Raw genomic sequence first — 23,734 nt, forward strand, 5'->3', positions numbered from 1 at the left:
TTACTTAGTATGCTTTCTTAACTGCGATAAACTTTGTTCAAATAATACCTTACCATTTTCATAATATGTCTCAAGTTGGCTATCTGAATGATATTCTCCTAAATTATAACTATCATCAAGAGTTATTGTTTGATAATTTCCATTCTTATCTCTTACTAAATCAAGACGGCCTTGCTTTGATTTTTTAGAAAGGTCTGTAATTGGCTCTTTTTTCACCCCTTTGATTACACCATCACGTTTAATTGCTGAACACTTAATAGCAAATTTAAAACTATCTCTATTAATAGATGATTCATGATTGCCTTGTAGTAATGCTCCTCCCATACCAAAAGCAATATTCTCAGCAGAAAAACCTTTATCTTTCATAGCTATTAAAACTTTCTTAGCTAGATTTATACTAACACCATCGCCTTGAATTAGAGCAACCCTATCTAAAACTTTATACCCTTTTGAATTTAATCGACTCCCATAACCTTTATCAAGTTTTTCAAGAGCATAAATTATATTCTCAACTGCATCTCCAGAATCAGGTCTAATTATTAAGTTTGCTTTTTTAGCTGTGACCTTATCTTTTAAATCAATCCACGTTTGTATAGCTTTTTTAAAATCCCAACTATCAGAAACACAAGCATATAAATCACTACTATTCCCAAATGTTTCAATCATATTTTCAAAGGCTTCACGCTCACTTTGTGACCCTATTCCCCAGCTAGTAATAGTAGAATGCTCACTAGCTGGTATTGAAAATCCCGCCATTTCTTCATTATAGAATTTCTTACAAACTTCAAGGGCAGCTAACGTATCTGTCCCTAAAAAATTAGTTAAGTGTGCAGCTCCACCAATACCTGCTGTTTCCTCAGAAGAAACCCCTCTATAACCAAAATCATGTAACATAAAATCAAGTTTATCAAGGGTATCTGCTGTCTCTACAAGATATTCTTTTATAACCTTTTTAATATTATAACTGATAGTTGCAACTGTTGTTGGGTACCATACCTTTAGAAGTAAAGTCTCTAATAATCCAGGTAACCAAAATAATTCCTCATCCGTACTTTCGATTGTCATTAAAACATTATGCAGCGGTATTAAACTACCTTCTTTTACTGCTCTTACCCTAACAGGCAAATAACCATCATATTTTTTAAGAATTTTCTCAAAGCCTTTTCGATAAAATGTTAATCCATGGGATTTAAGTACAGCTTCAGCTTCATCTACCATCTGCTGTGATATAGGCTGAGAAAGATATTTTTTGACATAATATTGTAAGCCAAAAAATTTAGTATATGCTCCTAAGTTTATATCTGTACTCCCTCGACTCTCAAGATAAAAATGAAGATAGCTTGTATCATTTGGGTATTGAAAAGGATGTGAATGCTTATAGCTATCAGTCATTAGAAGTAAATTATTAGAATGCATATCAAAAATTATTTATCAAATAAGAGAAATTATAAACGAGTTTTTGTTTAAAAGCTGTAGTATTTTTATAAAGCTCAATTATAGCAATCACGGCAAATTCGCTGATTATTAAAGTAACGTCTTTGGGGTGCACAATAATCACAAAAGTAACCACCACCACAAACTCTACAATGATGCCTATGTCCTCGACTAACCTTATATGAACAATGATTAGATGCACATATCTCTCTATCATCCTGAGTAAACCAATCTTTTTTGTCATATTTAAGATTTCTCATAATATCTACAAACTGATCTCTTCCATCGATCTCCAATAAATCATCCCTCTGAATAATTTCGTAATCTCTTGCGCCTGGAGCTATAAATAAATCTAGCTCATGATTCGTGAAATAATATTTCTTACCAAAATAATTAGAGATACTTGTCAGAGCATTTCTATACTCAGAGATATCATAATTAATTACCTCTATATTAAATTCTGTTATTAGCAGATAATAAAAATATTTCTCAATTTTACTATTAATATTATTTATACTTATAAAATGATCTTTAAAAGGAAATTTTTCTATTACCACTTCAGTTTCATGATGAAACTTGGGAATCATTTGTTTAAAAAAAGTGTTATGAAACCAGTTATTAGCCTTTTTATCATAAGCTCCTATAGCAATATAGCAATATTTAATATTTCTAAATCTACCTAAATCACTATAGTGACTAACTACAGAGCGAAATGTACTCATTGAATTACCAGGAACTGGTTGGTTTGCAAATATATAAACTGGAAATTGAAACTGATGAAGGTATAATTGCTTTGCAAATGCAAAGCAGCTTACTGCGCCACGACTAAATCCAGTTAAAACAATATTGTCAATATCTTTAAAAGAATAAGATTCAACTACATTCTCTTCTATATCTTGTCGAGCTATTATACATCCACCATATGCATTACCAAGAATTTTTCTAATTTTACTTATATTCGTACAAAACTGTCTTTTAACAATACCGCCAAATAAACGAATCAATTTATTACAAACTAAATCTAAATCAGGAGAAATTTCTCCAATGTAACCTCCCGAATCACTTTTATGGCAACCGTTAATTGTTAATAAAATTGTGTTAGCTGCAAGATTATTTTCATCAAGGTAGCCTTCTGAACTGTCTTCCTCTACTTTTTCACAACTTATACATACCCTTGCACCTAAAGCAGGATTTTTCGGAGCACAACTATCACAAAAATGTCCTTCTCCACAAATTCTACAATGATGCCGTGAGCCTACCCATACAGCTTTATCACAGCCCACACACCTCTCTGCACTAGAAGTACTCCAATACTCTCTTTCTTCATTTAAATTAAAAATTGCTTCATCACCAGTTCCTAGAAAATTTATTATAAGATTCATAATTAACTATTAAAACAATTCAATCTCAATATCCTAACTTATAAATAGGAATATAAAAACCTTAAATAGCAGAAAATAAATTTTTAGGATCTTTAATTGCTGGAATCATATCTATTTGATTACCAATATTATATTTTTCAGCTAGATCTAATGTTAAACGTAACACAGAAAAATCTTCTATAGCAAAACCTACCGAATCATAGATAGTAATTTCTTGGTCATTCTCACGACCCTTTTTCTTACCTGATAAAATCTCCCAAACTTCCGCATGGAGTACTTGATCAACCTCTTGTGGTGATAGATTTTGAATCTCACCTTCAATCATAGATTGTTCTTTATACTCAACAACCACCTTACCTCTAAATAAGATATTCATATCTAGCTCAGTCTTACCAGGGCAATCTCCTCCTAAGCCACTTATGTGAACACCTTCTTTTACCCAGTCATTTTCGATAACGGTTGCATGAAGCTTACAAGCTGTACATACAATTATAATATCAGCTCCTTTACATGCATCCTTAGCACTTTCACAAGCGATAAAGTTAAGATCAACATCCTTCATATTATTAGCATACTTTTTCATCGCTGCAGAATCTATATCAAAATATTTAACTGTCTCAATAGGTCGTATCAATCTATGTGCCAAAGTTTGAAATTCACTTTGTGCACCAGTTCCAATTAATGCTATAGTTTTACTATTTTTTCGCGCTAAATAATCTCCTGCTAATACAGTTGCTGCAGCTGTTCTTAATGCTGTTAATACAGTCATCTCAGAAATCAGCATTGGATAACCATGCTTGATTTCATTTAGCTGTCCAGTTGCAACTACTGTTTGTTTACCATCAAAAGGATTAGCTGGATGTCCATTTACACACTTATATGTAAAAAACTTATCATCAGCAGTTGGCATTAGCTCTAGCACTCCACCAGGAACATGTGCCGCATAACGTGGTGACTTATCAAACTTATTCCATCTAATAAAGTCTTCTTTTGTATATTCAACAAGATCTTTAATAAAACTATCAAAACTGTGTTCTTTAACTATCTTTGCAATATCTTGAACGGATAAAATTCTCATATTTACCTCCATAAATTTTTTTATTAGTTTTTATTATTTTAGTTTAAATGTGCAATATCTTCCAAATATTTATAACGTAAATACTATCCAAGCAATTATACAAAATATAAATCATAAACACTGCAAATATAAGAAAAATAATCCCATAAAACACTTTCTAGCTAAATAGCTAAATTTAATGTAGTTATTAACTAGTTAATAAAAAATTTCTGCTAACATGCATCTAGTGCTACCACCTCCAACTGTCTCTATAGTCTTAATATCGCAAGGTAAACACGTTACATTTTTATTAATTAATTGCAACTGATCTTGAGAAAAACCTCTAAAGGCTGACTCTGATAAAATCAAAAAACTTTTATTATTTTTATTTTTAACTTCTAAAACATTGCCACACATTTGATATAGTTGCTCTAATGATATATCAACTATTTCTTTATTTGACTGCTGTAAGTTATTTACCACTAACTCTCGTTCTGCTGCTGATTTTATAGACTCAAGGCAAATTATTGCTAAATGCTCACCTATACTTAACATTACATTCGTATGATAAATAGGTCCTTTTTTATCATACCCTGTAAAAGCTACTAATTTATATCCTAGCTTATTACATACTTCTTTAGCTAAATCCATATTTGCTCTTGGTGATAATGACATATAAGCAATTTTATATTCATGATCAAATATAAAAACCCCTGTTCCTTCGAGTGCTTCTGAGTAGTCTCTACGAAAATCTAAAACCTTATAATCCTTTCCAGTGATTTTTTGTAAATTCTCAATCAAATTATTGAGCTGAACTTCTTTACGACGATTTTTTGTGTACATCGGATACAAAAAAACATAATGCTGATTATTTATTATATGCGTAGAAAACCAATTGTTTGGAAAAACAGCATCTGGAGTATCTGGATTTGAGTTTAAAACTATAACTCCTATATCATTTGATTTTAGCTTTTTTACCATTATGTTAAACTCACTCATAACTTTTGTTTGGAGCTCAGTATCTACGATATCTAATTTATATTGAAAAGCATTATTAACAGAGGTTTCTTGGTTGAAGCAAAAATACTTAGGCTCTACCATAACCACAGTATTTGCAATGATATGATTACTTTTCATAAAGATAATTTTTAAAATTTTAATAATAGTAGACTATATACATCAGAGTGCTATATTTCCAATATATGTTCTGATTTTTAAAGTTAAATTACATGGTTTACCACAATACTTCGTTTAATAAAGTTTTTTCATTACTTTTTTCTTTAGTTATCCAAACTAATGTTACTTGCTGTGGCTCAATATTTATAGTTTCTAAATGATTATTAATTTTTAATGTGTAACGACCTTGATCGAGAGTTTTAGAATACAAATCAATATTTTGCGGTAAAAGATTCCAACTTCTTTGATCTGCTTGCGTAGTTATTAAACTATAAACTGAAGTTCCAATTGCAGTTAATGCTGCATAATCTCCAGATGATCGGATTGCAGCCACTGAAATGGCAGTTTTTGTGACTAAACGTAAAACTTCTCTAGTTACAATTGCTGAGTATCGATCTGATAAGGATTTAGCAGCCATTGCGGTTGTATCTACCAATAAAGCTGTCCTAGCTTTATCAATTAACTTCTTATCTTTTAAAACCTTAACCTCAGCTCTGCTTCCTAATTTATATGGCTTATAATAAGGTAATGAAATTTTTTGCACACCCGCCTGCTGAAGAAAAATAACTATTGGAATATCAAATTTACTAATTGGCTCAACCCAACTATTTTCATAGATTAAGACAAGTTTTCCTTGACCAGGGCCATAAACATGTCCCCCCCTATCAAAGGCATCTTTAATTTGTCGATAATCTCGCTTGACATAAGAATTATTTGGTACAACTCTTAGAGCGTTATTCATAGATAAATTAGCATTATTTAAATCAGTATCATAAGACTGATATATAATTGCTTCAAGATAGTAACCAAAAGCATTTTCATAAGAATTTTTTACACTATCCGCTATAGTTGTTAACTGCCTATAATGCTTTGAATTACTTATAGTAGATTCTATTTGATTATGATTAACATGGTTTAATTGATCATATTCATTATTACGGGCTTGAATAGCTAAATCTTTTGCTTGGAAAGTCGCATATTGTGCATATGAAAGATTACGTATACTTACGGCTGCATTTTCCAAATCACAAAGTTTTAAATAATTGAGAGCTTGATAGGCATATAAAAAAGTTATTTCATAATCTGATATATAATAATAGCGTTCTTTATCACTTAAAAGAGTTGCTTGCGTATTTTTTAATATATTTCTGACCCTAATTTTTGCTTCTGCTTTTGATTTAGACACATAGTCAGTAGCCTTAGTATATTTTTGCAAAGATAGTTTGGTATTACCTATTAACTGTTCAAAACGTCCCGTTTCCAAATATCCTATCGATGAATTAACACCATCTTCGTCAAAAGTTTTCAAAAATTGTGCTTCAACAGGTTTGGGATCTGATGTTTCGATAGCTTGTTTAGCATTATCAACTTTGCTAGGATGGCTACCACTAAAAGTTGCACAGCTAGTTATAATAGTACATATTAAACATATATATATAGTTCTAAAATTTTTCATATTACTTATTTTATTTAGTTAGATAGGCGCGTGAATTTTTCTGAATCTTACTCAAACTACCATCTATAACGATTCCCACAGAATATTTAGGCATAACATCAGTAATCCTAACCTTTGCTAAAACTTCAGAGTCTAATACCAGATGCTGACCTGTAGTTTCATCAACTGTTATGCCTCCTTTTTTACGGACTTCATAAATACTACCTATGGAGACTCTATTTCCCCCTTGATTAAAATAGATATCTCCATCATCAATTTTTAATACCTGTAATGGATAGATTGCCCCAATCACCTGATTTGAAACAGTTTTAGCTATTTGTTGCTCAAGATAATTCATAATTAGTAAATAATTGGCGTTATCTGAGTCAAGATACTCATTAGCTATATTTGTTGGTACTTTAAATGTAACAACATTAGACCATTTAACTTCCATAGTTGCTAGTTCAAGTATCCGATATGCAACACTTGCTGAAACATTCCAACTAGTAAAATTTTCACCATAATATGAAGTTTTCTTTTTATTTATTGTTAAGCTCAAAATATCGCCAGTTAAGATAAAATCCGCACCTATTTTCTTATTTAATTTATTTTTTTCATTATCACTATCTGAGTTTATAATTCGTTTAACTTCTTTATCATAAGCTATTTGGTCATTAATATCACGATTAGAAACTCTGAATTTTCGTGATTGAGTAAACTGTGCCATTATACCTTGATTCAACCCCCGCTGGAATTGTACAGAATCAATATTCTTATCAACTGTAGCTTCTGCCACATTAAAAGGTAAAATTACTACTTTAAACATATCTAGTTTATTACGCTCATCAACACTTTTATATTTAGTACTACTACCTGAGCTTATATTGTACTTAACTAATTTATTTTCTTGGGCTACTACTATATCTAAAGACATAAGCAGCAACACTAAAAATATTATGGTTCTTTGCATACAAAACCCTAGAATTGATTTAAATATTCATTATCATTACTTTGTCTGATAATGGTTTTTCCATCTAATGAACTTTCACCAGCCACTTGTTTTTTAGTATGTTGCTTACGGTACTCGTCATAATTAAAATTCTTAATTTTGTTTGCAGTTGCAACTTGCTTAGGATCCCATTTAAGGACTACCCCATAAACAGTATTTTCAGTACTAGGTAACTTATAACGCCATCTCTTAACTGTCTTCAACCCGACTATATCCAGATTAGCCTTTGTTTGATAATAATTAGATAATGTTTTTTCAATGTCTGTTGAATCAATCCTTCGAGTTTGCTCTGTTTTAGTATTCTTAGCTAATGTACTTGAAATATTTTCTGACATTGTCAAAGCTTCTTTTGTAGACATTTGACCTGCAATCAATGTAACAAGGTTTGCTCGTGCCATAATAGCTGCTTGCTTATAACCATAATCTCCAGATGAAACTCCTTGGATATTTGGTCCATTATATGAGCCTTGACCGTAAGATAAAATATATGGCTTATTATCCTCCCCAAATCCAACACGAATACCATAATCTCCCATCATATCTTCTCCTGATTTATCTTTATATAAATCAGATGTGGACTTACCACCTTTACCAATAATTACTGGTTCATTACCATGTTTAATATCTTCAAACATGCCTTTAATCTTATCAGAATAAATTACCACAACCCCAATTGCTGCATTACCGTTTTTTTCAACCACAAATGTTTTAATAGGGAGTAACCCTGATAAATTACCAAAACCAGTAGTTAAACTTTTTATAGTCATTTGCTGACTTAATAATGCTTTTTTCTTTTCTTCTGGAGTTACATAGTCGTTAGGATTTAAGCCTTGATCTTTTAATTTTTCATTAAGTTTTGACTCTTCTAACGCTTTTTCCTTAGCATCAATAGCCGCTTGTGAACCCTCTTTAGGTTTATCAGCATCAGTATTAATCTCATTTGCTTTAGTGCCTTGTGTACTGTCAACACTTAAGCTCTTTTCAACTTTAGTATTAGCTGAAATAAACGATATATATTCAGCTTGAGCTTTTATCAAAGTTTTCTCAAAAGCAAGCTGAGCACTATCTACATAATTTGAATTAGTCTGATTAAATGACGCTGTTGCAATTGATGAGCCAACATAGTCATACTTATCCCTAAGATCATTTTCATTAATATAGCCTTCGATAACATCATTAAGTATCTCTTCTGCTGACCTTTTATCTGCTGCTGTCTGTTGAACTACTTTAGATTCAGATGAGATCGCATTATTTAAACTAGTAACATCCGTTCCCATGTCAATTTTTGATTGTTCTTTATTTGTGGTTACATTATCTGCTGCATCTTCTACTACTGCGAATGCTGAACTCATCAAAAATGATGAAGCAATTAATGAAGTTAAAATTTTCTTTCTCATATAGATATCTCCTATATTTATAATATAAATTGCCAGACTACCAACCAAAAGTTGACTTAGTTTGAGACTTTCGAATTTGCTTATCATCTTGCCATATTACTAAGCCTGTTTTCAAATCCATCATTTTTAATGTTGCTAAGAAGAACTTAGACCTTTTATCTTTATCTACATTTGTATTATCAATATCTTGAATAGAACCATAAACCATATATCTAGCCCCAATCTGCTGACCAATCTTAGTTGCTGTACTTTGATCTACCATTCCACTATTTGCTTGATATCCAAGTTGCTCACGAATATTTTTAATCTGTGACATATCTGTTACTTGAAATAATCCAGATTTTATAATTTGAGTTTGCACAGTATTTGAAAGCATAGTTGTATTAATATGTTCACTAGTCTCATTACGAATATTACTAAAAAATAATGTTGGTGTATCCATCGCTGTAATTTTTTTAACTGCACGTGAATTAAGCATGTCATCAGCCATTTTATTAGTAATAGCTTGCAAATCTGTAGAACTAAAGTTTATAGATGTTGTATCAACACCATTAGCATCCTCATATGCAACAGTTGTTTTGCTACATGAATTAAGGGTTAATAACACACCTACCGATATAGTCGCAAATAAAATTCTTTTTTTCATGAAAAAACTTAAAAACTAGTCATAATAGCGATTATAACAAAAATAATTAAAAATGTTATTGATAATACGTTGTAAATTACTTAGGTGACTCACCCATAATTTACTTATTATAATTTTTTATAAAAAATTATAAAGTATATACAACTACTAAAATTAGATAGGAAATGCCTCAATCTTAAAGTTTAAATAGCATTGATTTATATATTTATTTTATGCAAGATGATTATGTATGAAACTATATTTAAAAAAGGGAAAATATATGGAAGATACTATAGTTAAAGATAAAGAAATTAAGTTAAAGCACATCCCTGAAAAATTTCTAAAAACGCCAACCGATATAAGTCAAGAGCTTAAAAAAACAATAGAAGCTCTTCCAAGAAACAATATAGTTAATCTGATAATATTGTGCTAAAGACGTGAGTAATAGCATCAGATAAATTATCAAAAGAATTATTTACTTTTCTTAAAATTCTTTTAAAATTGGCCCAAATTTTTTCTATAGGATTTAAATCAGGAGAATAAGCAGGAAGGTATAGTATCTGTATATCAAACTTCTCTGCTATTTTAGCCAATTTAGGAGACTTATGAAAACTAGCATTATCCATAACAACAGTAGTCTTTGGAATTAACTCAGGACATAAATGCTCTTCAAACCACTGATTAAAAATTTGAGTATCTGTATATCCAGTATACTCTAGCGGTGCTATAATCTTCTTTTCTAAATAGTTATAACCAGCAACTATACTTTTTCTCTGAGTTTGATAAGCAATAACTTCACCATAGCTAGGTTTACCAACAAGAGACCATCCTCTTAGTACAGACTGTTTATTATCCATACCCATTTCATCTAAATATACAAGTTTGTTAGGTTCAATAGTCTCAACAACCTCTATAAAACTTTGCCTATCTTGTTCTTTTCTTTGCTTATATTTAGGTGTCTTTTTTTAAAACTAAAACCAAGTCTGTTAAGACAATCATAAAATGTGCTTCTAGGTATTTCAGGAGCTAATGCTTCTCTAATATCTAAAGCCATTGCATCTGGATATGTTCTTAAGTAGCTTTCTATCGCTTCCTTATCTGTAAAGGTTGCTACTCTACCGCAACCCAAGCCTTGCTTAGATTTATAATCACCAGTTGTCTCGTATAAGTTTATCCAAGATCTAGTAGTACGGATATCTATATTAAAAAAATTACTTAGCTCTTTGTCTGTTAGGCCTTCTTTATATTTAGTTATTACGATATCTCTGAAATCTTGGCTATATGATGACATTTTTTCTAAATATTATAACATTATTGTCAAATAACTATCGGATTAACTATATCACCTCTCATGATGATGCTATGGCGGAACTGTCTTTAAATATTGCAAAACATAATAATATAACTATAAAAAACATAACCATTGGCGGAGTTAATTGTTATAAAATTTTACCCAAAAATTTAAAAAGCAACGATAAGCTAATTATAGGGGTTCACGGTGGAGGTTATATAAATTACACAGGTATAGCATCTACTCTAGAATCAGTATTATTAGCAACTATTTTTGATTATGAAATTTTATGTATTGATTATAAACAGCTTCCAAAATATCCATATCCTTATGGGCTTAATGATTTAATAACAGTTTGGCACGAGGTTATAAAACAAAAAAACCATAAAAATATAGCCATGGCAGGAAGCTCTTCGGGAGCAGGAATGATTATGGCCTTCATTGAAAAAATAAATGCTCAAAAAATAGCCAAGCCAAGTGCTTTATTTTTAGGAAGTCCTGCTGCTGATTTATCTAGAGATACAGATTCAGTTAATGTTAATGAATGGGTTGATAATGTTTTAGTTTCTTATGATGAATATATGGGTAAGGTTGCCAAAATGTATGCAAATGGCATTGATATAAAAGACAAAGGAATATCACCTTATTATGGTTCTTTAAAAGATTTCCCACCAACCATTTTAGCAACTGGAACTAGAGATATGCTTTTAAGTGCAACTATAAAAACACATAGAAAACTTAGGCAAAATGGCGTTGATGCACAATTACATGTCTTTGAGGCAATGTCTCATTGCCAGTATTTAGCTAGCCCTGATATCCCTGAAGGAAGAGAATTACGTAAAGAAATAAAAATTTTTTTTGATAAGTATTTAAATTTATAATAAATAAACTTAAAAACTTAATCTATTTATGCATTTTTTTATAAAAAGGGATTATTTAGATATGGATTATAATATTAACACTTTTCTTGATGAACTAAGAATAAAACTAGATAATAAACAAATAATTATCGATGAATTTCTGTGTTTTGCATATATAGTTAATCCGATAGTTATTTGACAATAATGTTATAATATTTAGAAAAAATGTCATCATATAGCCAAGATTTCAGAGATATCGTAATAACCAAATATAAAGAAGGCCTAACAGACAAAGAGCTAAGTAATTTTTTTAATATAGATATCCGTACTACTAGATCTTGGATAAACTTATACGAGACAACTGGTGATTATAAATCTAAGCAAGGCTTGGGTTGCGGTAGAGTAGCAACCTTTACAGATAAGGAAGCGATAGAAAGCTACTTAAGAACATATCCAGATGCAATGGCTTTAGATATTAGAGAAGCATTAGCTCCTGAAATACCTAGAAGCACATTTTATGATTGTCTTACCAGACTTGGTTTTAGTTTTAAAAAAAGACACCTAAATATAAGCAAAGAAAAGAACAAGATAGGCAAAGTTTTATAGAGGTTGTTGAGACTATTGAACCTAACAAACTTGTATATTTAGATGAAATGGGTATGGATAATAAACAGTCTGTACTAAGAGGATGGTCTCTTGTTGGTAAACCTAGCTATGGTGAAGTTATTGCTTATCAAACTCAGAGAAAAAGTATAGTTGCTGGTTATAACTATTTAGAAAAGAAGATTATAGCACCGCTAGAGTATACTGGATATACAGATACTATACCTTCCTGCTTATTCTCCTGATTTAAATCCTATAGAAAAAATTTGGGCCAATTTTAAAAGAATTTTAAGAAAAGTAAATAATTCTTTTGATAATTTATCTGATGCTATTACTCACGTCTTTAGCACAATATTATCAGATTAACTATATATAAAAAAGCTGGAAATCAAGAATATATGTTAGCAATAGCTAAGGCATTATCTAATGATGTAATACTCCCAGAAAGTGTTACATGTTGTGGATTTGCTGGAGATAAAGGTTTTACGCTTCCTGAACTAAATGCTTCAGCATTATCAGGACTAAAAGAAGAGGTTAAAGATTGCATATGTGGTATTTCTAATAGTAGAACTTGTGAGATAGGTCTCAGTTATCATTCAGGCTTAACTTATTATTCTGCATTTGATTTATTAGATAAGCATTCTACAGTTAAATAAAATATTTGAAGCAAATATGAATAATTTTATGTTTTATAATCCTACACGTATATTTTTTGTTACTATTATAAGTAATATAATATGCGAAATTTAATAAAATACTAATATCTACAGCCTTGTTTTGCTCGACATTATCAATGCAAAGTTTTGCAACAGAGGTTAAGACTCCAAAAAATGTTATTAGATTTTTTCAGTCTTATGAGAACAATACTAGAATGCAATTTATAAAAAAAATAGCAAAATTTATCTAGAAACTAATAGATAACTTAGAAATCTACCAAAACATATTAGAACGCATTGGCTTAATAGCAAAAATAACTATTAATATGGCGTAAACATACCAAGGTACTAAAATAAACACCGGTATTAATACTACAATCATACATGCAAAAAAGAACATACTAAAAAACAAGAGTACTTGGTAAGAGGGTTTATTCGTTTCTAAATACTTACGAGCTTTCTCTGTATATGTTCCCTCAAATGAAAACAAATGTATAACTATTGGAAATATTGCTATCAAAAGCATCACTAAATAAAATATCCAACTCACTGTGGTTAAAACAAAATAGTTAGTAGCTATCAATAACCCTACTAGAAAATAAACTACTTTAACCAAAGCTATATCTAATAGTGAAAAATGCTGTAACTTCTCTGACAAAAATTCTTCTTCATACATAACTTACCCCTTTGTTTATCGGTTTATTCAATTAAATACTAACCTAAATATAAGCATTTTGAAATAGTTTATGATGTACACCTTGATTATAAATTTCAGTTTTTCTACTTGTGCATTCTCATCTAATCCTATGATAAACCTACACCTATATAAGATTTTCACCTATGGATGGGTCTAATTTGGTTTGTAATTGGTCAACATTTTGATCTATTTTTAATAGCATTTGGTCAAAATGTGTATTAATTAATTTTTGTTTTTTTTGAAAAAAAATCATCCCTTGTTCAATAGGACCTTTTTGAATAACTAAACTATTTTTTTCTATAGAATTTTGTTTAACCCAACCAACCTTACCATCCTCCCTATTTACTATTTCTACCCAATCATCTTTTAGGAAGATTGTTTGATACTGAGGATTTTGATTATCAACTTGGCCTAGTTTATTTGATTTAGTATCAGGCTTAACATACATTGTAAAATTCTCAGCATATACATTTGTAATTATTGTTACACCTAACATTATTAATAAAACTCTCTTCACACTATCCCCTTATATTCAAGCTTGTATACAAGTATAAAAAATATAGTATAAGTTAAGCCTTACTAAGTTAATTTTTCAAGCATTAAGGGGCAAATTATAGAATAAACTGGTTTTAGATACATTTTCATAAACTAATCTCAATAAATTATAAAAAACTAAATTAATACATTAGCAAATGTAAAATTGCCTAGGCGTATTTAAATCTAACTTATTCATCTAAATTTCTTTAGAACTATCTTTAGCTTTTTTTCTATTTCTAAATCTTTTATTTTTAGGTTTTTTATTTTTTCTAGGTTTTTTTGATTCTTTATCTAGAGTATTTTCATTCAAAGGCTTATTTGGGTCATATAATTCAAAATCTATATGGATATTATCCATATCAGCTCGAACTACCCTAACTGTGATATCTTGACCTATTTTATATACTTTATTAGTTCTTTTACCTATCAATATATCTTTAGTTTCATCATATATATAATAATCTCCTGGTATAGCTGATACATGGATTAGGCCCTCTATATACATATCTTTAAGCTCTGCAAACAGTCCTATTCCATTTACATGTTTGATTTGAGCCTCTAAAACATGACCAATATAATCTTGCATAAAGTAACATTTCAACCAGCTCTCAACCTGTTTAGATGCGCCATCGGCATTACGTTCTAGTTCTGAAGCATTATCACAAATATTAGCTAATTCTGATGGTTTATAGTCTACCCCTCCATGCTTATATTCCCCTATTATTGATTTTATAAGTCTATGAACTATTAAATCAGGATACCTACGAATAGGAGAAGTAAAATGCGTATATTCTTTATATGCTAAACCAAAATGGCCATCATTATTTATACTATAGATTGCTTGATTCATACTACGAAGAGTCATCATCTGAACATCTTCATAATCAGTACGATCTTTTATGCTTTGAAGCATTTCAGCTAAAGCTTTCGGTGTAACCTTACCATCTTTACCATATGATATGTGTATACCATGTCTTGATAAATATTTTTTCAATGTCTCTATTCGATCTTCTTTAGGTTCACTATGAACTCTAAATGGTGAGATTTTTTTATTCTTAATCATGAACTTAGCTGCCGCGACATTAGCTACAAGCATACATTCTTCTATAAGTCTATGGGCATCATTTCGATGTCTAGGCACAATAGAGTTGATATGATTATGTTCATCCAAAATAATTTGAGTTTCAATAGTATCAAAATCTATAGCACCCCTTTCTAATCTGGCTTGATGTAATACCTTATATAGATCATATAAATCAAAGATATTTGGTATTAATACTGGAGTTTTTTCTGTTATTATATTTTGCTTTTTCTCCAAAAGCTTAGCAACCTCTGTATATGTAAGCCTAGCCTTCGAATTAATAACCGCTGAATAAAACTTATATCTTGAAAGTTTTCCAGTTTTACTAATATTCATCTCACAGACAAGTGAATATCTATCTTCTTCTGGTCTAAGTGAACATAAACCATTTGATAACTTCTCTGGTAACATTGGTATCACATAACCTGGAAAATAAACTGAAGTTGATCGACGCTTCGCATCTAAATCTAAAGCTGAATCTTTCTCAACATAATTTGAAACATCTGCTATTGCAACATATAGTTTCCAACCACCGCTTTTAGTCTTTTGTCCAAATACGGCATCATCAAAATCTTTTGCATCTTCACCATCGATAGTAACAAAAGGCATATGTCGTAAATCAACCCTACTACCAACAGTTACATCTTCAGAAATATTTTCTACATATTTAAGAGCTTTCTTACTCCACTGTTCTACTAAATCATATTTTTTAGAAGCCATCATCATAGCTTCTTTAACTGGAGAAACAGCTTCAACCTCTTGCTTAAATCTAGCAACAGCAGAGCTACTTATACTTGGAGGTATAACTAGCTCAACTTCTACTAAAGAGTCATGTTCTATCTTTTGTTTTGGAGGCAATAATACAATATCATTTGACAGATTTTTGCTTATAGGCCTTATAAAATGACAATCAAAGCTCTTATAATAATATCCTGTTACAATCTTCTGAGCCCTTGAAACTATAGATTTAACTTCGGCTTCGATTCGACCTTTCTTATTTATGCCGAGTACTTTAGCAGTAACTTCATCACCTATCATAACCATTCTTGATTGAAAAGGTAAAATTCCTACTTTAATATTTAATGTATGACTAAATAACTCTAACCTAGAATCTCTATCTGAAGTAACTTTAGAGGTTATATATATGGGATTCATATTAGGTAAGCTAAAATATGATTTATCTTTATCTAGCTGCCCATCTCTTACCATTGCTCCTAAACGATTAATTAACCCTTCAAAAAGACTTTTTTTAAAAATTTCTAAAGCTGTTGCAATATTCTCAATACTTACAGGTAGTTTTGTATCTTTTATATATTTTAGTATTACTTCCCTGCTAGGTATAGGGTTTTCATATTTTTGTGCTTCTAGATCCTTATTTGGATCGTTTTGTATGTTGTATTTACTCACTTATCAATATATCCTGATCAAAAAATTTTTTATTAATTAATTTACCTTTATCAAACTCTGCTATAGCAACAAATTCATTATTATCATAAAGTCTAACTGTCTTATCTAGATGTGGTTTATTTGCTAAGAGCCCTCTTTTGTATAAATCGTCTTTTTCATTTTCTTCAAGAGAGTATATTGGTTTATCAATAAATACACTCTCTATATTAGCTATACTAGCAACTTTTTCTTCAAAACTTAAATCTTTTAACTCTTCTAAGCTATAAGCTTGTTCAAGCTTAAATGGACCGCTTTGTGTTCTCTGCAATTCTATCAAGTGCGCACCACACTCTAATTCCTTACCTATATCAATAGCTAAACTACGGATATAAGTACCTTTTGAACACTTAACTTTAATTTGTAAAGTATCTTTTGAATTATCCAAATACTCTAATTCATATACTTTGATATTACGCGATTTTATTTCAACAGTTTTACCTTCTCGAGCAAGTTTATATAAAGGTTGACCTTTATATTTAAGTGCCGAATACATTGGTGGAATTTGAGATATCTCACCACGAAATTGCGCTAAAACATTTTCAATTAATATTTTTGATAATACAGGAATATTGTTATTCTCTGATATAACATTACCTTCTGCATCACCACTATCAGTTTCAATCCCTAGCTTAATTGTAGCTATATATTCCTTATCAGAATCAAGCAAATATTGAGCTATCTTAGTTGCCCTACCAAAGCAGATAGGAAGTACACCAGTTGCCATAGGATCTAAAGTACCTGTGTGTCCTGCTTTTTGAGCATTAAATAAATATTTTAATTGTTGTAAAACTTTGTTTGAACTAAGACCTTTTACTTTATTAATGACTACTATACCATTTAAATTCAGTCTATTTTTTTTCATGTAACCCTTGTGTTGATAATATTTCTATCATTTCTCCAGCAGCTTTTTGTTCTGCCTTTCTCCGTGATGCTCCTTGAGCTCTAACCTGTAAATTAAGATCTCTTGATACAACAACTATCGTAAATATTTGCTCATGATCTTTGCCTAACACTTTCTCGATACTATACTCAGGTAAGCTTAAAGTATTTTGTAATAAAATTTCTTGAAGTTTTGATTTATTATCTTTAATTTTTATATTATCTAAACTGATATTTGCTATTGCTGACTCATACCAACTTAAAATAACTTTCTTAACTGTTGCAAAATCACTATCCAAATAAATAGCTCCAATAATAGCCTCAAAAACATCCTCAAGCACTTTCTCTCGCTTATGACCCCCACCTTTTTCACTAGCCCCAAGAATTATATATTCATCAAGCTTTAGGTTTAGAGCTAATTTAGCCAGAGTTGCACCTTTAACAAGTTTTGATCTAATTTGTGAAAGCTTACCCTCTGCTAGATCTGGAAACTTAATATATAGCAATTCTGCGATAACAAAACCAAGTATTGAATCACCCAAAAACTCTAATCTTTCGTAGTTCTTTTTAGTTTTACTACGATGAGTTAAAGCTCTAAGCAAAAATGTTTGATCTTTAAAACTATAATTAATAATTTTATAAAATTTAGAATATTCAGGAATCATTTACTAAAAAACCTTCCCTATTTCACTCCAACGAACTCTCATAGCTATCTTATCCCAACTTAGCCAAACAATTTTTGCCTTACCTACTAAGTTTTTTTCTGGAACAAAACCCCAATAACGACTATCTTCACTATTATCACGATTATCACCCATTACAAAATAATGCCCTGGTGGAACTTTGAGGTTCTCAAAATCATTACCATGTATAGCTTCTATCCAGTCTATTTGATGCTTGACACCATCTAGATTTTCTGTACAAACAGTATCGCCGCCGCCATTAGCTAAAGCCTGATTATAATAATTCATAGCATCTCTATTGCAATCTGTATATTCAAGTGGTTTACCATTTATAGATAGCATCTTGTTTTTATAACTTATTACATCCCCTGGCAATCCAACAATTCTTTTAACAAAATCAACATCAGGGTTAACAGGATAATGAAATACTACTATATCACCACGCTTAGGCTCACCAACTTTTATAACTGTCTGATTACTAAATGGAGATCTTATTCCATATGCTGTTTTATTGACAAAAATAAAATCTCCAACAGGTAATGTCGGAGTCATTGATGCAGTGGGTATTAAAAAATTACCAACAAAAAAAGTTCTTAAAAAAAAGACAATAAGGAAAACGCTAAATAAAGACCTTGCTTGATCTGCAATCAATGGAGCCTTTAAACCATTATCCTTATAAAATTGACGCTTTTGTTTCTTATTAAGCCCTTTCAAACTTTCTGCATATGGTTCTAATCTTGTTTTTTGAAAAAACAAAAAGTCTACAATGTATATCACACCACTAGCTATAGTTAAAAATAAAAGCCAGAAGGTAAAACCTAAACTCATAAGATAGCTTACAACATTCATGAATTATTACTTAATCACCTTGTCCTTTTGTACAAAATAACCAACGCCTCTAATAGTTTGAATAAAATTAGTCACGTTAATCTTCTTTCTTAAGTTATGCATGTGCACTTCTAAAGTATTAGTATCCATCTCTTTATCTGTAGAATATACTTCTTCCAAAAGTTGCGATTTAGGAACTACTCTGCCTGCATTTTGTACTAATATTGCCAATAATGCTAGCTCTTTTTTAGAAACTGGAATAATAACACCCTCTTTAGTAACTGTTTCTGAGCTTGGATTAAAGCTATAATCACCAAATCTAATTTCTTCATTAACACTCTTACCAGATCTAGTATCTATTCTACGAGAAATCGCCTTAATTCTAGCAACTAACTCTTTAAGTTCAAAAGGCTTAGTCAAATAATCATCTGCACCAAGATCAAGACCTTTGATTCTATCTTCTAGGCCATCTCTAGCTGTCAATAGAAGTATTGGAATCTTAATTCCTCTATTTCTTACATTTCTAAGTACTTCGAGTCCAGTTTTAATTGGCAAACCAATATCTAATATTATTATATCATACAGACCTGATTCAATAAAAGTCTGTGCGGCCTCACCATCAGAAACCAAGTTGACATTAAAACCTTCTTTCTGAAGTACTTCCAATAAACCTTCACCTAAATTAAGATCATCCTCTGCTAATAGTAATCTCATATGTCTTCACCTACACCTATTTCTTAAAATTTAATTTCATTTAAAATACATATTTCATGGTCAGTATACAGTATAAGGTAGATAAAACAAACGTTTATTTTAAATTATAAAAAAGCCTTCAAAGTCAATATCTATATAGCATCCGTAAATTCTTGAGCCAGCTCCTTAGCTCTACATATATTAGCTTTAATTGCCTTACTTACAACATTCTTAAGATCTGATTTTTGAAAACTCCTAAGGGCTTCATGTGTTATTCCATTTTTAGAAGTGATATTTTTTCTTAAAAAAGAAATATTATCACTATGTAAAGCCATTTGAGCAGCACCAAGACATGTTTGGACAACCATTTTTTCTGCTTGAGATCTATCTAAGCCATTCTCAACAGCAGCATCAATCATATGCTCCATGAATTGGAAGTAATATGCTGGACCAGAGCTAGCTATCGCAGCAATCACATCAATTTCTTTTTCATTGGTAACAATAGCTACTTCACCCATCGTCTCCATAATATCTATAATTAACTTTTTTTTAGCTTCAGTCACATTTTTATTAAAAAAAATCCCAGTAGCTCCAAAACCAAGACTGCTTGGCGTATTAGGAATTGCTCTAACAAAAGAAATTCTTTTATTAAATAACTCTTCATATGCCTGAGTCTCAATACCTGCCGCGACAGTAATGATAATTTGATTACTCGAAACCACTCCACGGATATTTTTAATTAGATCAACCATACCTTGAGGCTTAATAGCTAAAATAAGGATATTGGCTTGTTTTACCATCTCATCCAAATTGTTAGATATCTCAATGTTATATTTTTTAACTAAATTATTACACTTACCCTCATTCCTATCAAAAACTAGAATGTCTTTTGGCTCATATCCATGACTAGTCATCCCAGCCACCATAGCTTCTGCCATATTCCCACCACCAATAAAACATATTTTCATAAACATTCTCCTTAGTTTTAATGTCAAAATGATAACATTTACAACAAATATTGCTAATATATATTATTAGCAATAAAATACACTTTTCTAAATAGATGAAAGAGATAGTTTTAGCATCAAGTAATAAAGGCAAAATTAAAGAATTTACCGAAATATTTAAAAATAAAGGTATAAAAATCATTCCTCAAACTGAATTTAATATTCCAGATGCTATTGAAACTGGACTTAGTTTTATTGAAAATGCTATATTAAAAGCTCGACACTGTTCTAAACATACTGGTCTAGCAGCCATTGCTGATGACTCAGGGCTTGAGGTTTTTTCTTTAAATGGTCAACCAGGCATCTATTCAGCAAGATACTCTAATCAACATGGCAACGATACAGCTAATATTGAAAAATTATTGACTAATATGAGCAGTAGTAACTGTAGAAAGGCTCGGTTTGTATGCTCTCTAGCGTATATGAAACACCATCTAGATCCAACACCAGTTCTGTCGCAAGGTTTTTTAGAAGGTGAGATAGCTACTAGCTGCAAAGGTAATGGTGGTTTTGGCTATGATCCTGTATTTATTTTGCCTAAATCCAAAATAACATTGGCGGAAGTCACACCTGAACATAAAAATCAAATTAGTCATAGAGCACAAGCTCTAAATGAAATTTTAAAACTAATACCAAATACTATTTAGATTTTTTATCCCTAGATTATTTAATTTTTAGCTTATATGTTACAATATATTAATAATTATCAGATACAATAACTAATTTCGGGTCAAAATGTGGAACATATAAAAAAATTCTTCTATATTTTTCTAGCTCACATATATTCGAGCCTTTTTATTATTTATATACCAATCATATATCTAACAAAATTTAAGAAAAGTTTTAAGAATGTTAGCTACAGACGAAGATGGCCAGAAAGATTTGCCCAAACTAAACTTCGTTTAAAAGACTCCATTTGGATACATTCTGTATCTGTAGGTGAAACTTTATCAGCTGAACCATTAGTTAAAGAACTCTTAAAAACATATCCTAACAAAAACTTTATAATAACTACAACGACTCCTACTGGAAGTGATGTAGTTGAGCGCCTATATAACAATTACAAGAATGTTAACCATATGTACATTCCCTACGATATCATGCCATTTATCAATAGCTTCTTTGCTAAAATAAATCCAAAAATACTAATAATAATAGAGACGGAAATTTGGCCTAATATTCTAAATAAATGCTTTGCTGAAAATATCCCTGTTATAGTAACAAATGCTAGACTTTCAAAAAGGTCAATGCGAAATTACATAAAAATACCATTTGGAAATAAATTCTTGTTTAATAACATCTCTCTTATAAATGCCCAAACTGAGAAAGATGCAAAGCGATTTTGTTCTCTTGGTGTTGAGAAAAATAGAATTTCGGTGACTGGAAACTTAAAATATAATCTTATCACTCCTGACAACTTAGAAACAAATATGCATAAACTAAAAAACAGCATCAAAAACAGGCATGTATGGATCGCCGGAAGCACTCACCAAGGAGAAGAGGAAATAATCCTAAAGGCTCATAAAGAAATATTAAAAACATATCCCGAATGTTTACTAATCCTTGTACCTAGGCACAAAGAAAGATTTGCAAAAATTGAAAATCTCATTATTAGAGAATCATTTACTTATCAAAAAAGAAGCTCATGCAAAGATGACATTCTCAAACAAACTCAGATATACTTAGGAGATACAATGGGAGAACTACTCCATTTGTATCATATTTCAGACATAGCTTTTGTAGGTGGCAGCCTAATAGAAAACGGTGGCCACAACCTACTCGAGCCTGCAGCATTATCTAAGCCAATAATAAGTGGTACAAGCCTATTTAACTTTAGTAAAATATCTAAAGAGCTTATTCGAAACAGAGCCTTAATACGTGTCAAAAATCATCAAGAATTAGCTGAAAATATTACTAAGCTAATTGAAAATAAAGAACTTTTTGAACAAATGTCTGCTGGCTCTTTAGAAACTTTCAAAGCCCACAGTGACGTTCTAGAAAAGCAATATAACAATATAGTAAAATTTTTATGAATTTTGAAAAAGAAATAGAAAGTTTTAATAACTTTGCTTCAAGCGTATTTGATAATATCAATTCTCCTTCTAAAACGTTACTCAATGCTATTGAATATAGTTTTTTCAGTGGTGGAAAAAGGATTCGTTCTCAGTTCATATACTCTATCGGTAAAGCATTAAACATCTGCAAACTAGACTGCAACAGAATTGCCTTTGCTATAGAAGCTATACATACATACTCATTAATACATGATGACCTACCTGCTATGGATAATGATACCATTCGCAGAGGCAAACCTACTTGTCACATAAAATTCAATGAGGCTACAGCTATCTTAGCTGGTGATGCCTTACAAGCTTTAGCATTTGAAATAATTCAAGACATTAATGTTTCCGACACTTCTAGGCTAAAAAAAATAAATAAAATTCTTTCACAATGTTGCGGTATGAGCGGTATGATTGGTGGGCAACAGCTTGACATTGAGGGTGAGAACAAAAAGCTTAACTTAACAGAACTAGAAAAAATACATGTAAATAAAACAGCAAAAATGTTTACTGCTAGCATAATCATACCATATATTATTTCAGAAAATCCTAATTCAAAAGTAGAGAGCCTACTTATAGAGTTATCAAATCTAATCGGACTATGTTTCCAAATTAAAGATGACATCCTTGATGTAACAAAATCTACCAAAGAACTAGGGAAAACAAGTTCAAAAGATATTGATGCTAATAAATCCACATATGTATCGTTAATGGGATTAGAAGAAGCAGAGCTATATCTTATGACAAAAAAAGGCCAAATTGACCTTATAACTAACAAATTGATAGACCACGATATCCTTCCACCTTGTTTTGAAAAACTTATAGATTTAGTTATTAATAGAAACTATTAACTAATTTTGCTACAATTCATTAAATTTTATTCAAAAAATTAAAGTAA

Annotated in this window: 23 protein-coding genes and 1 pseudogene; 7 read left to right on the top strand and 17 right to left on the bottom strand. The window is 30.7% G+C overall.

The features are described 5' to 3' along the window. From ACR0PV_RS07995 to lpoB, 8 genes are all read right to left on the bottom strand, one after another. A complete protein-coding gene (locus ACR0PV_RS07995; RefSeq protein ID WP_488172582.1) occupies positions 1–1,416 on the bottom strand; it encodes a nicotinate phosphoribosyltransferase in 1,416 nt (471 codons plus the stop codon). Between the two features lie 74 nt (positions 1,417–1,490). Next, on the bottom strand, positions 1,491–2,816 hold the full coding sequence (locus ACR0PV_RS08000; RefSeq protein WP_488172583.1) for a PHD finger domain-containing protein: 1,326 nt from the start codon (positions 2,814–2,816) through the stop codon (positions 1,491–1,493). Positions 2,817–2,877: 61 nt separating this feature from the next. Then, complete coding sequence (locus ACR0PV_RS08005) at positions 2,878–3,894, bottom strand: ornithine cyclodeaminase (protein ID WP_488172584.1); 1,017 nt, start codon at positions 3,892–3,894, stop codon at positions 2,878–2,880. Positions 3,895–4,089: 195 nt separating this feature from the next. Further along, on the bottom strand, positions 4,090–5,010 hold the full coding sequence (locus ACR0PV_RS08010; protein WP_488172585.1) for an arginine deiminase-related protein: 921 nt from the start codon (positions 5,008–5,010) through the stop codon (positions 4,090–4,092). Between the two features lie 97 nt (positions 5,011–5,107). Beyond that, on the bottom strand, positions 5,108–6,505 hold the full coding sequence (locus ACR0PV_RS08015) for a COG3014 family protein (RefSeq protein WP_488172586.1): 1,398 nt from the start codon (positions 6,503–6,505) through the stop codon (positions 5,108–5,110). Positions 6,506–6,515: 10 nt separating this feature from the next. Beyond that, a complete protein-coding gene (locus ACR0PV_RS08020; protein ID WP_488172587.1) occupies positions 6,516–7,454 on the bottom strand; it encodes a penicillin-binding protein activator LpoB in 939 nt (312 codons plus the stop codon). A gap of 8 nt (positions 7,455–7,462) precedes the next feature. Continuing rightward, positions 7,463–8,890, bottom strand: coding sequence for a DUF6844 domain-containing protein (locus tag ACR0PV_RS08025; protein WP_488172588.1), 1,428 nt, complete (start codon positions 8,888–8,890; stop codon positions 7,463–7,465). Between the two features lie 37 nt (positions 8,891–8,927). After that, on the bottom strand, positions 8,928–9,536 hold the full coding sequence (gene lpoB, locus ACR0PV_RS08030; RefSeq protein WP_488172589.1) for a penicillin-binding protein activator LpoB: 609 nt from the start codon (positions 9,534–9,536) through the stop codon (positions 8,928–8,930). Positions 9,537–9,795: 259 nt separating this feature from the next. Here lpoB and ACR0PV_RS08035 point away from each other — a divergent pair, with 259 nt between their 5' ends. Further along, positions 9,796–9,948 carry a hypothetical protein gene (locus ACR0PV_RS08035; RefSeq protein ID WP_488172590.1) on the top strand — a complete coding sequence of 51 codons (153 nt, stop codon included), beginning with the start codon at positions 9,796–9,798 and terminating at the stop codon, positions 9,946–9,948. Here ACR0PV_RS08035 and ACR0PV_RS08040 read toward each other — a convergent pair. Continuing rightward, positions 9,926–10,806 (bottom strand): IS630 family transposase gene (locus tag ACR0PV_RS08040; RefSeq protein ID WP_488172591.1). Its coding sequence is split into 2 segments (ribosomal slippage): positions 9,926–10,482 and positions 10,482–10,806, totalling 882 coding nucleotides; the frame shifts between segments, so codons are not numbered across the junction. The two genes, ACR0PV_RS08035 and ACR0PV_RS08040, sit on opposite strands and share 23 nt — an antisense overlap. Here ACR0PV_RS08040 and ACR0PV_RS08045 point away from each other — a divergent pair. The 3 genes and pseudogenes from ACR0PV_RS08045 (at position 10,797) to ACR0PV_RS08055 (ending at position 12,925) form a co-directional block, all read left to right on the top strand. After that, positions 10,797–11,687: an alpha/beta hydrolase fold domain-containing protein gene (locus tag ACR0PV_RS08045; protein ID WP_488172592.1), complete on the top strand. Its 891-nt coding sequence runs from the start codon at positions 10,797–10,799 to the stop codon at positions 11,685–11,687. The two genes, ACR0PV_RS08040 and ACR0PV_RS08045, sit on opposite strands and share 10 nt — an antisense overlap. Positions 11,688–11,891: 204 nt before the next feature. Further along, a pseudogene (locus tag ACR0PV_RS08050) lies at positions 11,892–12,635 on the top strand (transposase). Between the two features lie 32 nt (positions 12,636–12,667). Continuing rightward, complete coding sequence (locus ACR0PV_RS08055) at positions 12,668–12,925, top strand: hypothetical protein (protein ID WP_488172593.1); 258 nt, start codon at positions 12,668–12,670, stop codon at positions 12,923–12,925. Between the two features lie 274 nt (positions 12,926–13,199). Here ACR0PV_RS08055 and ACR0PV_RS08060 read toward each other — a convergent pair whose 3' ends face one another. The 8 genes from ACR0PV_RS08060 to proC form a co-directional block, all read right to left on the bottom strand. Continuing rightward, positions 13,200–13,601: a hypothetical protein gene (locus ACR0PV_RS08060; protein ID WP_488172594.1), complete on the bottom strand. Its 402-nt coding sequence runs from the start codon at positions 13,599–13,601 to the stop codon at positions 13,200–13,202. A gap of 145 nt (positions 13,602–13,746) precedes the next feature. Next, positions 13,747–14,139 (bottom strand): hypothetical protein, encoded by a 393-nt coding sequence (locus ACR0PV_RS08065; protein WP_488172595.1) that lies wholly within the window; start codon positions 14,137–14,139, stop codon positions 13,747–13,749. Positions 14,140–14,355: 216 nt separating this feature from the next. Then, on the bottom strand, positions 14,356–16,647 hold the full coding sequence (gene rnr, locus ACR0PV_RS08070) for a ribonuclease R (RefSeq protein ID WP_488172596.1): 2,292 nt from the start codon (positions 16,645–16,647) through the stop codon (positions 14,356–14,358). After that, positions 16,640–17,548: a tRNA pseudouridine(55) synthase TruB gene (gene truB / locus ACR0PV_RS08075; protein ID WP_488172597.1), complete on the bottom strand. Its 909-nt coding sequence runs from the start codon at positions 17,546–17,548 to the stop codon at positions 16,640–16,642. Before truB ends, rnr begins: the two co-directional genes overlap by 8 nt. After that, entirely contained in the window at positions 17,535–18,230 is a 696-nt protein-coding gene (rnc, locus tag ACR0PV_RS08080) for a ribonuclease III (protein WP_488172598.1), read from the bottom strand. Before rnc ends, truB begins: the two co-directional genes overlap by 14 nt. Positions 18,231–18,233: 3 nt before the next feature. Beyond that, entirely contained in the window at positions 18,234–19,097 is an 864-nt protein-coding gene (gene lepB / locus ACR0PV_RS08085) for a signal peptidase I (protein ID WP_488172599.1), read from the bottom strand. Positions 19,098–19,103: 6 nt separating this feature from the next. Beyond that, positions 19,104–19,790, bottom strand: coding sequence for a response regulator transcription factor (locus ACR0PV_RS08090; RefSeq protein WP_488172600.1), 687 nt, complete (start codon positions 19,788–19,790; stop codon positions 19,104–19,106). A 131-nt stretch (positions 19,791–19,921) separates the two neighbouring features. Further along, entirely contained in the window at positions 19,922–20,737 is an 816-nt protein-coding gene (proC, locus tag ACR0PV_RS08095) for a pyrroline-5-carboxylate reductase (protein WP_488172601.1), read from the bottom strand. Between the two features lie 95 nt (positions 20,738–20,832). Between proC and rdgB the strand changes: the two genes are divergently transcribed. The 3 genes from rdgB (at position 20,833) to ACR0PV_RS08110 (ending at position 23,687) form a co-directional block, all read left to right on the top strand. Further along, positions 20,833–21,423 (top strand): RdgB/HAM1 family non-canonical purine NTP pyrophosphatase, encoded by a 591-nt coding sequence (gene rdgB, locus ACR0PV_RS08100; RefSeq protein ID WP_488172602.1) that lies wholly within the window; start codon positions 20,833–20,835, stop codon positions 21,421–21,423. 90 nt (positions 21,424–21,513) lie between these two features. After that, positions 21,514–22,809, top strand: a complete 1,296-nt coding sequence (gene waaA / locus ACR0PV_RS08105) for a lipid IV(A) 3-deoxy-D-manno-octulosonic acid transferase (RefSeq protein WP_488172603.1) — start codon at positions 21,514–21,516, stop codon at positions 22,807–22,809. Then, positions 22,806–23,687, top strand: a complete 882-nt coding sequence (locus ACR0PV_RS08110; RefSeq protein ID WP_488172604.1) for a polyprenyl synthetase family protein — start codon at positions 22,806–22,808, stop codon at positions 23,685–23,687. Before waaA ends, ACR0PV_RS08110 begins: the two co-directional genes overlap by 4 nt. The last annotated feature ends 47 nt before the right edge of the window (positions 23,688–23,734 follow it).

It is taken from the genome of Francisella sp. AG1, from assembly GCF_057683165.1.

Excerpts from the sequence above, each read along its gene's own strand:
- ACR0PV_RS07995 (WP_488172582.1), bottom strand. The coding sequence starts at position 1,416 with ATGCATTCTAATAATTTACTTCTAATGACTGATAGCTATAAGCATTCA.
- ACR0PV_RS08000 (WP_488172583.1), bottom strand. The coding sequence starts at position 2,816 with ATGAATCTTATAATAAATTTTCTAGGAACTGGTGATGAAGCAATTTTT.
- ACR0PV_RS08005 (WP_488172584.1), bottom strand. The coding sequence starts at position 3,894 with ATGAGAATTTTATCCGTTCAAGATATTGCAAAGATAGTTAAAGAACAC.
- ACR0PV_RS08010 (WP_488172585.1), bottom strand. The coding sequence starts at position 5,010 with ATGAAAAGTAATCATATCATTGCAAATACTGTGGTTATGGTAGAGCCT.
- ACR0PV_RS08015 (WP_488172586.1), bottom strand. The coding sequence starts at position 6,505 with ATGAAAAATTTTAGAACTATATATATATGTTTAATATGTACTATTATA.
- ACR0PV_RS08020 (WP_488172587.1), bottom strand. The coding sequence starts at position 7,454 with ATGCAAAGAACCATAATATTTTTAGTGTTGCTGCTTATGTCTTTAGAT.
- ACR0PV_RS08025 (WP_488172588.1), bottom strand. The coding sequence starts at position 8,890 with ATGAGAAAGAAAATTTTAACTTCATTAATTGCTTCATCATTTTTGATG.
- lpoB (WP_488172589.1), bottom strand. The coding sequence starts at position 9,536 with ATGAAAAAAAGAATTTTATTTGCGACTATATCGGTAGGTGTGTTATTA.
- ACR0PV_RS08035 (WP_488172590.1), top strand. The coding sequence starts at position 9,796 with ATGGAAGATACTATAGTTAAAGATAAAGAAATTAAGTTAAAGCACATC.
- ACR0PV_RS08045 (WP_488172592.1), top strand. The coding sequence starts at position 10,797 with ATGATGACATTTTTTCTAAATATTATAACATTATTGTCAAATAACTAT.
- ACR0PV_RS08055 (WP_488172593.1), top strand. The coding sequence starts at position 12,668 with ATGTTAGCAATAGCTAAGGCATTATCTAATGATGTAATACTCCCAGAA.
- ACR0PV_RS08060 (WP_488172594.1), bottom strand. The coding sequence starts at position 13,601 with ATGTATGAAGAAGAATTTTTGTCAGAGAAGTTACAGCATTTTTCACTA.
- truB (WP_488172597.1), bottom strand. The coding sequence starts at position 17,548 with ATGAAAAAAAATAGACTGAATTTAAATGGTATAGTAGTCATTAATAAA.
- rnc (WP_488172598.1), bottom strand. The coding sequence starts at position 18,230 with ATGATTCCTGAATATTCTAAATTTTATAAAATTATTAATTATAGTTTT.
- lepB (WP_488172599.1), bottom strand. The coding sequence starts at position 19,097 with ATGAATGTTGTAAGCTATCTTATGAGTTTAGGTTTTACCTTCTGGCTT.
- ACR0PV_RS08090 (WP_488172600.1), bottom strand. The coding sequence starts at position 19,790 with ATGAGATTACTATTAGCAGAGGATGATCTTAATTTAGGTGAAGGTTTA.
- proC (WP_488172601.1), bottom strand. The coding sequence starts at position 20,737 with ATGAAAATATGTTTTATTGGTGGTGGGAATATGGCAGAAGCTATGGTG.
- rdgB (WP_488172602.1), top strand. The coding sequence starts at position 20,833 with ATGAAAGAGATAGTTTTAGCATCAAGTAATAAAGGCAAAATTAAAGAA.
- ACR0PV_RS08110 (WP_488172604.1), top strand. The coding sequence starts at position 22,806 with ATGAATTTTGAAAAAGAAATAGAAAGTTTTAATAACTTTGCTTCAAGC.